Source organism: Actinomadura sp. CNU-125, assembly GCF_001942465.1.
In the GTDB taxonomy this organism is placed as follows: domain Bacteria; phylum Actinomycetota; class Actinomycetes; order Streptosporangiales; family Streptosporangiaceae; genus Spirillospora.
Genome location: NZ_MKJY01000177.1, coordinates 16853 through 30477, shown reverse-complemented (window position 1 = coordinate 30477; position 13625 = coordinate 16853). Strand labels below are relative to the sequence as shown.

Here is a 13625-nt window from a genome sequence, read left to right as displayed (position 1 = left end):
GTTCCGGCGCGCGGTCCCCGGCGGGGGACCCGGCCGCGCCGGAGCGGATTACTTCTCCAGCTCCTTGGCCTTCTTCTCGACGTCCTCGATGCCACCGCACATGAAGAACGCCTGCTCGGGGATGTGGTCGTACTTGCCCTCGGCGATGGCCTTGAAGGACGCGACCGTCTCGTCCTTCGGCACCGTCACACCGGGCTGGCCGGTGAACTGCTCGGCCACGTACATCGGGTGCGACAGGAAACGCTCGATGCGCCGCGCCCGCTGGACGGTGACCTTGTCCTCTTCGGACAGCTCGTCGATACCGAGGATCGCGATGATGTCCTGCAGCTCCTTGTACTTCTGCAGGATCCGGATCACTTCCTGGGCGACGTCGTAGTGCTCGTTCCCCAGGACCTGCGGGTCCATGATCCGCGAGGAGGAGTCGAGCGGTCGACCGCCGGGTAGATGCCCTTCTCGGTGATGGCCCGGGAGAGCGTCGTGGTGGCGTCCAGGTGCGCGAACGTGGTGTGCGGCGCCGGGTCGGTGATGTCGTCGGCGGGCACGTAGATCGCCTGCATCGAGGTGATCGAGTGACCGCGCGTCGAGGTGATCCGCTCCTGCAGCACGCCCATCTCGTCCGCCAGGGTCGGCTGGTAGCCCACCGCGGACGGCATGCGCCCGAGCAGCGTGGAGACCTCCGAGCCGGCCTGGGTGAACCGGAAGATGTTGTCGATGAACAGCAGCACGTCCTGGTTCTGGACGTCACGGAAGTACTCGGCCATCGTCAGCGCCGACAGCGCGACCCGCAGACGGGTGCCCGGCGGCTCGTCCATCTGGCCGAACACGAGGGCGGTGTCCTTGAGGACGTTCGCCTCTTCCATTTCCACCCAGAGGTCGTTGCCCTCACGGGTGCGCTCGCCGACGCCCGCGAACACCGAGGTGCCACCGAAGTTGCGGGCGACACGCCGGATCATCTCCTGGATGAGGACGGTCTTGCCCACACCGGCGCCGCCGAACAGGCCGATCTTCCCGCCCTTGACGTACGGGCAGAGAAGGTCGATGACCTTGATGCCGGTCTCCAGCATCTCGGTCTTGGACTCCAGCTGGTCGAACGCCGGCGCCTTGCGGTGGATGCCCCAGCGCTCGTTGACCTCCAGGGAGGCCGTCGGGACGTCCAGCGTCTCACCGAGGGCGTTCCACACGTGCCCCTTGGTGACGTCGCCGACCGGAACCGAGATCGGCTCGCCGCTGTCGACGACGGGCGCACCGCGGACGACGCCGTCGGTGGGCTTCATCGAGATGGCCCGGATCATGTTGTCGCCGAGGTGCTGGGCGACTTCCATGGTCAGGGTCTGGGTGTCCTCACCCAGGGTCGCCTCCACACGGAGGGCGTTGTAGATCTCCGGGATGGCGTCGGCGGGAAACTCCACGTCGACGACCGGGCCGATGACACGGGCGACGCGCCCGGTCGCGGTCGCCGTCTCTACCTGTGCAGTCATTATCTACTCCCCGCCAGAATCGGCGAGCGCGTCAGCGCCACCGACGATCTCGCTGATTTCCTGGGTGATCATGGCCTGCCGCACCTGGTTCATCTGGCGCGTGTAGACCTCGACCAAATCGTTCGCGTTGTCGGTCGCCGACTTCATCGCCCGCTGCTTCGACGCCTGGTAGGACGCCGCCGACTGCAGGAGCATGTGGAAGATGCGGCTCTCGACATAGTTGGGCAGCAGCAGATCCAGTGCGGCCTGCGCCGACGGCTCGAAGTCGTACGCCGGCGGGACCTTGCCGTCCAGCCCCTTGTCCTCCTGGATCTCCAGGGGCATGAGGCGGGTGACCCGCACCTCCTGCGTCAGCATCGAGACGAACTCGGTGTAGACCACGTGGATCTCACCGACGCCGCCCTCCGCGTCCGTCTTCAGGAAGTCGTCGGTCATCCGCCGGCCGATCCGCTCCGCCGAGGCGAAGTCGGGCCGGTCGGTGAAGCCCGACCACGTCTCCTGGATGTGCCGGTCGCGGAACCGGTACCAGGTGATGCCCTTGTTGCCGATCACGTACGGGACGGGCTCGCGGCCCTGCTCCCGCAGCCGCTTGATCAGCGCCTCGGCCTCACGGATGACGTTGACGTTGTACGCGCCGCAGAAGCCGCTGTCGCTGGTGACGATCAGCACCGCGCTGCGGTTGTCGGTCGGCTGCTCGTGCAACAGCGGATGATCGACACCGACGTGGTGGCTCACCAGCGCGGACAGGGCCTGCGTGATCTGGTCGGCGTACGGCTTGGACGCCGCCACCGCCTGCTGGGCCTTGACGATCCGCGAGGTGGCGATCATCTCCTGGGCACGCGTGATCTTGGCCGTCGACTTGACCGACCTGATCTTCTGCCGGAGTTGGCGAACCTGGGCCATCGCCCGTCAGCCCTTCTTGACGCGGGTGATCGTCTCCTGGCCGACGGCCTCCTCGTCGATCGCCTCGACGTTCTCCTCCGCGCCCAGCAGCTCACCCTCGCTGGTCTGGAAGCCCTTCTTGAAGGACGTCATGGTGCGCTCGAGAGCGGCGAGACCGTCGTCGGAGAGCTGTCCCGTCTCGCGGACGGAGGTCAGCAGACCGCCCTCCTCGCGCTTGACGTAGTCCAGGAACTCGCGCTCGAAGCGACGGACGTCGGCGACGGGGACGTCGTCCAGCTGGCCGGACGTGCCCGCCCACACCGAGACGACTTCCTGCTCGACCGGGAACGGGCTGCCCTGCGGCTGCTTCAGCAGCTCGACCAGGCGCGCGCCGCGGTCCAGCTGGGCGCGGGACGCGGCGTCCAGGTCGGACGCGAACGCGGCGAACGCCTCCAGGTCACGGAACTGCGACAGCGCCAGCTTCAGCGAACCGGCGACCTTGCGCATCGCCTTGACCTGGGCGGAACCGCCGACTCGCGACACCGAGATACCGACGTTGATGGCCGGCCGGACGCCCTGGTTGAACAGGTCCGTCTCCAGGAAGCACTGCCCGTCGGTGATCGAGATGACGTTCGTCGGGATGTAGGCCGACACGTCGTTGCCCTTGGTCTCGATGATCGGCAGACCCGTCATCGAACCGGCGCCGAGGTCGTCCGACAGCTTCGCGCAGCGCTCCAGCAGACGCGAGTGCAGGTAGAAGACGTCGCCCGGGTACGCCTCACGGCCCGGCGGGCGGCGCAGCAGCAGCGACACCGCGCGGTACGCCTCGGCCTGCTTCGACAGGTCGTCGAAGACGATCAGGACGTGCTTGCCCTGGTACATCCAGTGCTGGCCGATCGCCGACCCGGTGTAGGGGGCGATGTACTTGAAGCCGGCCGCGTCGGACGCCGGGGCCGCCACGATCGTGGTGTACTCCAGCGCGCCGGCCTCCTCCAGGGAGCGGCGCACGTTGGCGATCGTGGAGCCCTTCTGGCCGACCGCGACGTAGATGCAGCGGACCTGCTTGCTCTCGTCGCCCGACTCCCAGGCTTCCTTCTGGTTGATGATGGTGTCCACGGCGACGGTCGTCTTGCCCGTCTGCCGGTCACCGATGATCAGCTGGCGCTGGCCGCGGCCGATCGGCGTCATGGCGTCGATCGCCTTGATGCCGGTCTGCAGCGGCTCGCTCACCGACTGCCGCTGCACGACCGTGGGGGCCTGCAGTTCCAGGGCACGACGCTCGGTCGTCTCGATGGCGCCCTTGCCGTCCAGCGGGTTGCCCAGCGAGTCGACGACACGGCCGAGAAAGCCGTCGCCGACGGGGACCGAGAGGACCTCGCCCGTCCGGCGGACCTTCTGGCCCTCCTCGATGCCGCTGAAGTCACCCAGGACGACGGCGCCGATCTCGCGCACGTCCAGGTTCAGAGCCAGGCCGCGGGTACCGTCCTCGAACTCCAGGAGTTCGTTCGCCATCGCGGAGGGCAACCCCTCGATGTGGGCGATACCGTCGCCCGAATCGACGACGGTGCCGACCTCTTCGCGCGCGGCGGCCTCGGGCTCGTACGACTGGACGAAGCGCTCCAGCGCGTTCCGGATCTCATCCGGACGGATCGTCAGCTCCGCCATGATTCCTCTCTTGCTCCCTTTTGGGTCAGCTCTGCCGGCCTCAGCCGGTGCCGAGCCGCCGGCGGACGTCGTCCAGCCGTCCGGCGATCGTGCCGTCGATGATCTCGTCCCCGATCTGGATCGACAGGCCGCCGATCGTGGACGGGTCGAGCTCGATGTTCAGGTGTACGTCGTGGCCGTACGCGGCGGCGAGCACCGCCGCGAGCCGCGTCCGCTGCGACTCCGAAAGCTCCACCGGCGTGCGCACCAGCGCCACCAGCCGCTGCCGGCGCCGGGTGACGAGCTTGCCGTACTCGCCGAGCCCGCCCTCCAGCGTACGTCCTCGGGGCCGCAGTACGACCTCGGTGACCAGGGCCGACGTGGCCGCGGTGACCTTGCCGTCCAGCAGCGCGCCGAGGACCCCGACCTTGCGGTCGTCCGGCAGGGCGCGGTTCGTCAGCGCGGCGCGCAGTTCCGCCTCGCCCTCGACGAGCCGGGAGAACCGGAACAGCTCGTCCTCCAGGTCGTCGATCTTGCCGTCCGCCTCGGCGCGCGCGGCCTCGGCGGTGACCGCGAGGACCTCCACCGCGTCCGCCAGCTCCGAGGGGGACGACCAGCGCAGTGCGACGACGTCGGCGACCAGCCCGAGAGCGGCCGGGGTGACCTTGCCCTCCAGCAGGATCCGGACGAGCTGCGCCTTGTCGGCGCCGTCCCGCGAGGGGTCCGACACCGCCCGCCGCAGCCCGTGCTCGCGGTCGATCAGGTGCAGCACCGAGAACAGGTCGCCGCCCAGCCGGGCCAGGTCCGCGTCGCCGGAGGCGACTACCGCCTCCAGCCGCTCCCCGGCCTCGGCCAGCGACGCCCTGCTCACCGCTCCCGTGATGGTCATGATGTGATCTGCTCCTGCGTGCGAGCACGGTCCTCGAGCTCTTCGAGGAACCGGTCGATCACCCGGCTCTGCCGCGCGCTGTCCTCAAGGGACTCGCCCACGACACGTCCGGCGAGGTCGACCGAGAGCGTGCCGACTTCGGCGCGCAGCGCCGCGAGGGCCTGCTGGCGCTCCGCCTCGATCTCGGCCTTGGCGGCCTCGGTGATGCGGTTGGCCTCGACCTGGGCCCGCTCCTTGGCCTCCGCGACGATCTCGGCGGCCTGCTCCTCGGCCTTGCGACGCGCCTCGGACGCGTCGACGGCGGCCTTCTTCTCCCGCGCCTTGTAGTCCTCGAGCATGCGGTCGGCCTCGGCCTTGGCCTCCTCGGCCCGCCGGAGACCGCCCTCGATCTCGTCGTGCCGCTCCTCCAGCGTCTGCTGGATGCGCGGCACGAGGATCTTGCCGACGACGATGAGGACGATCAGGAACGAGAAGATCCCGACGACCAGCTCGTACGGGTGCGGAAGCAGAGGGTTGTTCTCCTCCGCCGCGAGGACGGAAGTCGCTGTGATCATGTCTACAGCCCCTCCTCGGGTTGAGGCCCGATCAGATGCCCTGGAAGATGAACGGCGCGACCAGGCCGATGAGGGCCAGCGCCTCGGTGAGGACGAAGCCCAGCATCATGTTGGTACGGATGACGCCGGTCAGCTCCGGCTGGCGGGCGATCGCGTTGACGCCCTGGCCGAAGATGATGCCGATGCCGATGCCGGGGCCGATCGCGGCGAGGCCGTACCCGATCGCGGTGACGTTGCCTTCGACGGCGGCGAGCACTCCCGTCATGGGTTCTTTCCTTTTCTGTCGGCCGGCGGAGTGTCCGCCGGTCTGGCTTATCGAGGTTGTCTGTTTGGGGCGCCGGCCGGGGGGCAGAGCGACACCGTGTGGCCTTTAGTGGTCGGCTTCCAGTCCGCTCTGGATGTACATGGCGGCCAGCATCGCGAACAGGAAAGCCTGCAGGAACTGGATGAGCAGCTCGAACGCGGTCAGCAGGATGGTGACGATCACGCCGACGATGCCCACTCCGAACCCCATGGCCGTGGGCTTCTCGAACAGGAACCAGAAGCCGACGAGGCTGAAGAACGCCAAGATCATGTGCCCGGCGAACATGTTGGCGAACAGCCGCACCGCGTGGGTGAAGGGCGCCAGGATGAAGGTCGACAGGTACTCGATCGGCACCAGCAGGAAGTAGACGGGGAGGGGCAGCCCCTTCGGGATCATGTCCGTGAAGTACTTGCCCGGCCCCTGGTGCTTGATGCCCAGGTAGATCTTGATGAAGTAGATGAACAGCGCCAGCACGATCGGGAACGCGATGTGCGACGCGATCGGGAACTGCAGCACCGGGACGACCGCGAAGATGTTCCACACCCAGACCAGCAGGAACACCGACATGAGCAGCGGCATCCAGCGCTCGGTGTTCTTCCCGAGGAACGGGCGGGCGATCTGGTCGCGGACGAACACGTAGCCGATCTCACCGATGTTCTGCATGCCCCGCGGCACCAGCTTCGGCTTGGCGAACGCGCTCCAGCAGAAGGCGCACACGACGAGGGCGCCGACGACCGCGAACAGCACCGGCTTGGTCAGCCACTCGGGGCCGCCGGCGAACAGGGGCGGGAAATCGAAGAGCTCCGGCCCCGGGGCCTGGAACTCCCCTCCACCGGTGGAGGCGAGGACCGTCTGCGCGTTCACGCGGCGTTCCCTTCATCAATGTGGCGATGGATCACGAAGGCTTCCTCGGCGGCGGGGCCGCTCAGGCGGAATGGCGACCGTACTTCACGTACATCAGGTAGATGGCGAGCCCGATGCCGATGACCACGCCGACCGGGGTGAACCACATCTGTCCCGTCCACTTGGCCAGCAGCCAGCCGAGGCCGCCCCAGATGATCATCCCGGACAGGAGGTAGCTGGGTGTGGACCAGGCGGCGTCGGAGAATTCCCGTTGACCGTCCTCCGGCCGACGCTTCTGCTCGCTCATCGCGCTCCGGACGATAGCAGGCCATCATGGCGGTGGTCATATTGGAGTAGTCCCTGAGAACCGGACGCGGTGTCGGCACTGGCGCCGGCACCGTGCGTGAGCGCTTCATCACGGGCTCCGGTCCAGGGCGCTCTCGGGCTCGTCAATGTAGGGCCTCCCCCGCTGCAACGTGACCCGGAACTCCGCCGCGATCCACGTCAGGGCCAGTCCGATGACCGACCAGGCGAAGACCGTCGTGTTCCAGATCGACACCTCGTCGATGAGCGTGACCAGCACCATCACCACGAGGATTTTCACGACGTAGCTGGCCAGCGCGGCCAGCATCATCGTCTGCGCGGAGATCCGGCCGGCCCACGACACCACCAGGGCGCTGAGGGAGAAGAAGGCGATCACCACGATGGCGGCCAGGGCCGCGCCGAAAAGTCCCTTGGTGCCCGCGGTCAGCAGGCCGATCAGGACGGCACCCACGCCGACCACCGCGGTCGGGATCGCGGCGCCGCGGAGCATCCGGGCGTCGGAAGGTTGCATGAGGGCTCCGGCTGGTCACGTTGAGTGTTCGTCTCTTGTTCGTGAAAGGTATCACAAGCGTCCGGAATGTCCACAATTACCCTCTAGGTAATGCGATGTCCGGCAGCCGCTCGGCTCATCGACGCACGTCGGCGGATACCGTTCGCGCGACGTTCCACCGAGGTGGGGGGCATTGTGGCCGACGCCGGCGCCCGGAATGTCTCCGGGCGGATGCCGACAGAACCGACCATAAGCGAACACACCGAGTGACGCGTCCCTGCTCGCCTGATCATTACCGACGGGTACGCGCGCCGCCCCCGGTGTGCGGGGGTCCGGACGTCACAGAGTGGCGCAAATCACGGAACCATCGCGCGGAACGACCGTCCGGGCGGGCCTTCGGGGCGGGTCGGACCGCGTTCGTCAGACCGGCATCTTCGTGCGGGCGGCGGGCTCGGCGCCGTCCCCCGTGTCGCCCGGACCGGACGCGTCCTTCCGGCGGCGCCGTCCGCGACCGGGCCCGGCCAGCACCAGCACCACCCCGCCGACCGCGACGAGCAGGGTGACCCCGAGCGTGATCCACGCCGCGTCGAACACCGCCAGCCCGACCAGCCCGGACGCCAGCAGCCCCACCCAGAAGTACATGATCAGGACGGCGCGGCGGGTGGAGTGGCCGAGCTGCAGCAGCCGGTGGTGCAGGTGCTGCTTGTCCGGCGAGAACGGCGACCGGCCCTGGTTCGTGCGGCGCCACACCGCCAGCAGCATGTCCATGAACGGAACCGCCGCCACGGCCGGGACGAGCAGCAGCGGCACCCAGAACGGGAACAGCCCGTTCGACAGGACCGCCGGGTCGAACTGCCCGGTCAGCATGATCGTCGACGCGCTGAGCAGCAGCCCGATGAGCATCGACCCGGTGTCGCCCATGAAGATCCGCGCCGGGCTGAAGTTGTGCGGCAGGAAACCCGCGCAGATCCCGAACAGCACCGCCGCCGTCAGCGTCGCGGACGTCAGCGTCGTCATGCCGTTCGCCTTCGACAGCATGTACGCGTACGAGAACAGCGCGAGCGCCGCGATGCCCACGACGCCCGCGGCCAGGCCGTCCAGGCCGTCGATGAAGTTGACCGCGTTGATGGTGGCGACCACGACGAACACCGTCAGCGGCACCCCGTACGCGGGCGGCAGCGACAGCGACTCCCCGTTCGGCAGCGGGATCACATAGATCTGGATGCCCTGCATGATGAAGATCCCGGCCGCGGCGACCTGCCCCGCGAACTTGGTGAGGGCGTCGACCTCCCACCGGTCGTCGGCGATGCCGACCAGCACGATCAGCCCGCCCGAGATCAGCAGCGCCTTCGCGACCGTGATGTCGCCGTCCTGCAGGACTTGGCGCATCTGCGGCAGCCCCGTCGCCACGACCAGCGCGGCCACCATCCCGCCGAACATCGCGAGCCCGCCCAGCCGGGGCGTCGGGATCACGTGCACGTCGCGGTCGCGCGGGACGGCCTGCGCGCCGAACCAGACCGCGAACCTGCGGACCGCGGGGGTCAGCACGTAGGAGACGAGAGCGGCGACCAGAATGGTCAGCAGGTACTCCCGCACGCCCTCGCGCCTCCCCTCGCAGTTCTTCGCGCCGTCCACGCCATCGACGCCGGCCCGTGGCCGGTGCCGGTGTCCGTGCCGGGCTCGCGCGCGTCCGTCCGCACGCGTCCCTCGATACGTAGACGGCCGTCCGGGGCGATCAGTTCGCCTCGGGACCGACCAACTGTAATCCCAACTCGTGCCCGCCCGTGTGCGCTACGGCTCTCCTACCCGGTGAGCGAAAACGATTCCAGCCCCTGCGGACAGCAGCGCGAGCCCCGCCAGACAGGGGTCTCCCAGCGAGAACGCCCACGGCCCGCGGGCGAGGACGTCGTCGGCCGCGCTGCGCGACGATCAGCATCGCGCCCGCCGCGACGAGCCCGGTTCCCGCCGCCGCGCCCGGCGGAGGCGGGGGCGGAGGCCGTGCGGCGGTCGGCGCGCCGCCAGCACCACGGCCCCGACCGCGAGCGCGAGCATCGAGTCCCCGCCCACGTCCCCGCCCAATGCGGACGCGCGTACGCGGGCGGCGGCGCCCTCGACCGCCCGGTCGGGGCAGCCGCACCCGCACCCGCATCCCCTCCCCCGCCGCCAGCCCGTTCTGCGTGAAGTCGATCGCGTAACGGCCGTCCCGGTCCCGCGCGCACGCGACGCTCGCCCCGGGCGTCCCCGTCGTCCCGGCGAGGCACGTCACGTCGCGGAGCCGCACCGGCCCCTCCACCCGGACCGCCGCGTGCTCGATCGGGACGTCCCAGCCCGTCCCGATCGCGTCCCATTCGAGCTCGTCGAACCCCGCGCGCGGCGTGAACGCCCGCAGGACGTCGTACTCGATCACGTACGCCTGCCGTCCGCGCACCTCCGGCCCGCCGGTGCCGACGCCGATCCGCAGGTGGTGGCCGAGCTTCGTCGTCCGCACCCGCGCGGGCGCCCCGGTGGACGAACTGGCGCGCACGTCCCGGACCTCGTACACGCGATCGCCGTCCCGGTAGCGCAGGCGCCGCACGATGCCGCGTCCGTCGTCGGCGAAGTCGAAGGTGATCGTCTCGCGCACGTGCAGCACCCCGTCCGCGCGCAGGGTGAGCACGACGTCGTAGGTCGGGATCCGCGGGCGCGCCCGCCGGTCCGCCGCGGCGGGCACGACCAGCAGCGCCACCAGCACCACCACGAGCGGCGCCACCAGCATGCCCGCGGCGATCGCGGGCCCCCGAACACGGCCACGCACGTCTCGCATCGTCGCATCGCTACCCGGCGCCCGATGCCCTAACGCCCCGATCCTCGGGTGTGACGTACCGCTCCCGGGACACCCCCGCCTCCCGCGCGCCTGCCGGGGCACCGTCCGGGAGCCTTGCTGGAGGCCTCCACACGCCTCGCCGGTGGCCTCCGGGCGCCCGTCCGGGGAGCCTGCCGGAGGCCTCCCGAGCGTGGCCCGGGAGGCACGCCGGATGCTTGCCGGGCGCCTCGCCGGATGGCTTGCGGGTGTCTGCCGGGCGCCTCGCCGGAAGTTGCCGGATGGCTGTCGGGTGCGCCTGCCCGGACGCCTCTTGCGGGGGCGTGAGTGCGTCCGTCGCGGGCGTTGGGCTTCGTCGCTTGGCCCCGTGGCGGTCCCGCCGCCGTCACCCGTCTCCGCGCCTTCCACGGACGGCTGCGGGGCCTTCCGCGCGTGCGCCTACCGCTTCTCGTCGGTGGACGAGGTGTCGGAGGCTCCCTTCGCGTCGTCCGCAGGGGTGTCCGAAGCCGCGGCCTCGGTGGTTTTCGAGAGGTTCGCGCTGTCTGCGGGCTCGTCCGTCTTCGGAGCGTCGTTCGCGGGGGGCGCGGGCTCGTCCGGCCCGTCCTTCGCGGGGGCGTCCTTCGTGAGGGACGGGCGGGGCCCGTCGGACGACTCCGCCGCGTCGTCGTCGCGGGTGTTCGGCGACGTCTCCTTCGTGAGGGAGAGCGGGGCGGCGTCCGGTTCGTCCTTGGCCTCGTCGTCGGTGAGCAGGATGCCGACGATGGCGCGGATCTTCTCGACCGGGACGGCGCCCGCGCGCAGCAGACGCGGGGCGGGGCCCGTCAGGTCGACGATCGTCGAGGCGTCGCCGTGCCCGGACGTCCCGCCGTCCAGGTACACCGAGACCGAGTCGCCGAGCATCTCCTCGGCCTCCGCCGCGGTCCGCGCGGCGGGCGAGCCGCTCAGGTTCGCGCTGCTGACGGCCAGCGGGCCGGTCTCCTTGAGCAGCTCGACGGCCAGTTCGTGCATCGGCATGCGCACCGCGACCGTGCCCTTGGTCTCGCCGAGGTCCCACATGAGGCTGCGGTTCGCGCGGCACACGAGCGTCAGCCCGCCCGGCCAGAACTCGTCGATCAGGTCCTGCCCGTAGGGGCCGAGGTCCTCGACGAGCGCGGTGGCGGCGCGCACCGACCCGACCAGCACCGGCGGCGGCATCTCCCGGCCCCGGCCCTTCGCCTTCAGCAGCGCCGAGACCGCCGTGGGGGTGAACGCGTCGGCACCGACGCCGTACACCGTGTCCGTCGGCAGGACCACCAGCTCTCCGCGCCGCACCGCCGAAACCGCCTCCGCGATCCCTCGCGTCCGCTCCATCGGCTCAGCGCAGTCATAACGTCGGCTCACGACGCCAAGTCTTCCACGCCCCGCGGCCCGGTCGGGCCGCACCGTCCTCCGGGGCGTGGTATCAGTCGGAGATCATGCGGGCGGTGACGAAACGGTCCCGGTCGGTGAGGTCGCGGCGGTTGCGGACGTCGCGCCAGCCGTTCTCCTCGGGGAACGTCCAGTAGACGGCGTTGCCCTGCAGGTCGCTGTGCTCGACGGCGACGTGGCCGCCGGGGCGCAGCAGGCGGCGGGCGGTGCGTTCGACGACGCGCATGGCGTCCAGGCCGTCGTCGCCGCCGCCCCACAGGGCCGCGGCCGGGTCGTGGTCGCGGACGTCCGGCGGGACGTACTCCCACTCGCTCATCGGGATGTACGGGGGGTTGCTGACGACGAGGTCGACGGTGCCGTTCAGCTCGGGCAGCGCGGACGCGAAGTCGCCCAGGTGGAGGCGGACGCGGCCGCGTTCGTCCAGTTCCTCGATGTTGCGGGTGGCGTGGACGAACGCGGTGGGGTCCTTCTCGACGGCGTGCACGCGCGCGCGGGGCGCCTCCAACGCGATCGACAGGGCGATGGCGGCGGAACCGGTGCCGAGGTCGACGACGAGGGGGTCGCGGACGTCCATGTCGCGGAGCGTCTCCAGCGCCCAGCCGACCATCACCTCGGTCTCGGGGCGGGGCACGAACACGCCCGGGCCGACCTTCAGTTCGAGGTAGCGGAAGAACGCGCGCCCGGTGATGTGCTGGAGCGGCTCGCCGGCCTCGCGGCGCGCGACGAACTCCCAGAACCGCGCGTCGAACGAGCCGTCCGGGACGCCGTGCAGCTCGGACCGCTTGACGTCGTGGACGGCCGCGGCGAGTTCCTCGGCGTCGGCGCGGGGGGAGGCGGCCCCCGCCTCGGCGAGCCGCGCGGTGGCCCTGGCGATCTCGTCGAGCAGCAGCGTCATGATTCCTGGGCTTCGGCCAGTCGGCGTTCCATGTCGGCGTCGACGAGCGCCTGCGTGACGTTGTGCAGGTCGCCGTCCAGAACTTGGTCGAGGTTGTACGCCTTGTACCCGACGCGATGGTCGGAGATCCGGTTCTCCGGATAGTTGTAGGTGCGGACGCGTTCCGAGCGGTCGACCGTCCGGACCTGGCTCTTGCGTTCGGCCGCGGCCGCCGCGTCCGCCTCTTCCTGCGCCATGGCCAGGAGGCGGGAACGCAGGATGCGAAGCGCCTGCTCCTTGTTCTGCAGCTGACTCTTCTCGTTCTGGCACGACACCACGACGCCCGTGGGCACGTGCGTGATGCGCACCGCCGAGTCGGTCGTGTTGACGCTCTGCCCACCCGGACCGGACGAACGGTAAACGTCGATCCGCAGGTCGTTCGGGTCGACCTGGACGTCCACGTCTTCGGCTTCGGGCGTCACCAGGACACCGACCGCGCTGGTGTGGATCCGTCCCTGCGATTCCGTGGCGGGAACCCGCTGCACCCGGTGGACGCCGCCCTCGAACTTCAGGCGCGTCCAGACTCCCTCTTCCTGGGAGCCCTTCGCCTTCACCGCGACCGTGACGTCCTTGTAGCCGCCCAGGTCGGAGGGGTGGGAGTCCAGGACCTCGGTCTTCCAGCCGATCCGTTCGGCGTACCGGAGGTACATGCGCAGCAGGTCGCCCGCGAACAGCGCGGACTCCTCGCCGCCCTCACCGGCCTTGACCTCCAGGATGACGTCCTTGCCGTCGTTGGGGTCGCGGGGCACCAGCAGCCGGCGGAGCCGCTCCTCCAGGTCCTCGCGGCGCTTCTCCAGCTCGGTGGCCTCGGCGGCGAACGTCTCGTCCTCGCCCGCGAGCTCCCGCGCGGCGGCCAGGTCGTCCTCGGTGGCGGTGAAGTCGCGGTAGGTCTCGACGATCGGCTTCAGCTCGGCGTAGCGCTTGCCGAGCCGCCGCGCGACGTTTTGGTCGGCGTGCACGGACGGATCCGCGAGCCGCTCCTCGATGCCCGCGTATTCGCTGATCAGATCGTCGAGATTCACGGTGTGTCCTGGCCGGTCCGGCCCGGGGACCCCTGGCGGCCTCCGGATGCAGGC

At 70.1% G+C, this 13625-nt stretch carries 13 protein-coding genes and 1 pseudogene; all 14 read right to left on the bottom strand.

Going from position 1 to position 13625, the window contains the following annotated elements:
- Positions 1 to 48: 48 nt before the first annotated feature.
- Positions 49 to 1478 (bottom strand): annotated as a pseudogene (gene atpD / locus BJF79_RS21080) (F0F1 ATP synthase subunit beta).
- Between the two features lie 3 nt (positions 1479 to 1481).
- Complete coding sequence (locus BJF79_RS21075) at positions 1482 to 2381, bottom strand: F0F1 ATP synthase subunit gamma (protein WP_075899816.1); 900 nt, start codon at positions 2379 to 2381, stop codon at positions 1482 to 1484.
- A gap of 6 nt (positions 2382 to 2387) precedes the next feature.
- A complete protein-coding gene (gene atpA / locus BJF79_RS21070; RefSeq protein WP_075899814.1) occupies positions 2388 to 4025 on the bottom strand; it encodes a F0F1 ATP synthase subunit alpha in 1638 nt (545 codons plus the stop codon).
- A 40-nt stretch (positions 4026 to 4065) separates the two neighbouring features.
- Positions 4066 to 4893: a F0F1 ATP synthase subunit delta gene (locus tag BJF79_RS21065; RefSeq protein WP_075899812.1), complete on the bottom strand. Its 828-nt coding sequence runs from the start codon at positions 4891 to 4893 to the stop codon at positions 4066 to 4068.
- Positions 4890 to 5447, bottom strand: coding sequence for a F0F1 ATP synthase subunit B (locus BJF79_RS21060; protein ID WP_075899810.1), 558 nt, complete (start codon positions 5445 to 5447; stop codon positions 4890 to 4892). The genes BJF79_RS21065 and BJF79_RS21060 overlap by 4 nt, the downstream gene beginning before the upstream one ends.
- Positions 5448 to 5478: 31 nt before the next feature.
- Positions 5479 to 5712 (bottom strand): ATP synthase F0 subunit C, encoded by a 234-nt coding sequence (gene atpE / locus BJF79_RS21055; RefSeq protein ID WP_026402447.1) that lies wholly within the window; start codon positions 5710 to 5712, stop codon positions 5479 to 5481.
- A gap of 105 nt (positions 5713 to 5817) precedes the next feature.
- Positions 5818 to 6615: a F0F1 ATP synthase subunit A gene (gene atpB / locus BJF79_RS21050; RefSeq protein ID WP_075899808.1), complete on the bottom strand. Its 798-nt coding sequence runs from the start codon at positions 6613 to 6615 to the stop codon at positions 5818 to 5820.
- Positions 6616 to 6676: 61 nt separating this feature from the next.
- Entirely contained in the window at positions 6677 to 6901 is a 225-nt protein-coding gene (locus BJF79_RS21045; RefSeq protein ID WP_075899806.1) for an AtpZ/AtpI family protein, read from the bottom strand.
- A 108-nt stretch (positions 6902 to 7009) separates the two neighbouring features.
- The gene (locus tag BJF79_RS21040) at positions 7010 to 7429 is read right to left on the bottom strand and encodes a hypothetical protein (RefSeq protein ID WP_075899804.1); all 420 of its coding nucleotides are present in this window, start codon (positions 7427 to 7429) and stop codon (positions 7010 to 7012) included.
- Between the two features lie 399 nt (positions 7430 to 7828).
- On the bottom strand, positions 7829 to 9004 hold the full coding sequence (locus BJF79_RS21035; protein WP_075899872.1) for a glycosyltransferase family 4 protein: 1176 nt from the start codon (positions 9002 to 9004) through the stop codon (positions 7829 to 7831).
- Positions 9005 to 9143: 139 nt separating this feature from the next.
- Positions 9144 to 10211: a DUF2207 domain-containing protein gene (locus tag BJF79_RS21030; protein ID WP_083733626.1), complete on the bottom strand. Its 1068-nt coding sequence runs from the start codon at positions 10209 to 10211 to the stop codon at positions 9144 to 9146.
- Between the two features lie 435 nt (positions 10212 to 10646).
- Entirely contained in the window at positions 10647 to 11588 is a 942-nt protein-coding gene (locus BJF79_RS21025; RefSeq protein ID WP_083733625.1) for an L-threonylcarbamoyladenylate synthase, read from the bottom strand.
- Between the two features lie 61 nt (positions 11589 to 11649).
- Positions 11650 to 12510, bottom strand: a complete 861-nt coding sequence (gene prmC, locus BJF79_RS21020) for a peptide chain release factor N(5)-glutamine methyltransferase (protein WP_075899798.1) — start codon at positions 12508 to 12510, stop codon at positions 11650 to 11652.
- A complete protein-coding gene (gene prfA, locus BJF79_RS21015) occupies positions 12507 to 13571 on the bottom strand; it encodes a peptide chain release factor 1 (protein ID WP_075899796.1) in 1065 nt (354 codons plus the stop codon). The genes prmC and prfA overlap by 4 nt, the downstream gene beginning before the upstream one ends.
- Positions 13572 to 13625: the final 54 nt, after the last annotated feature.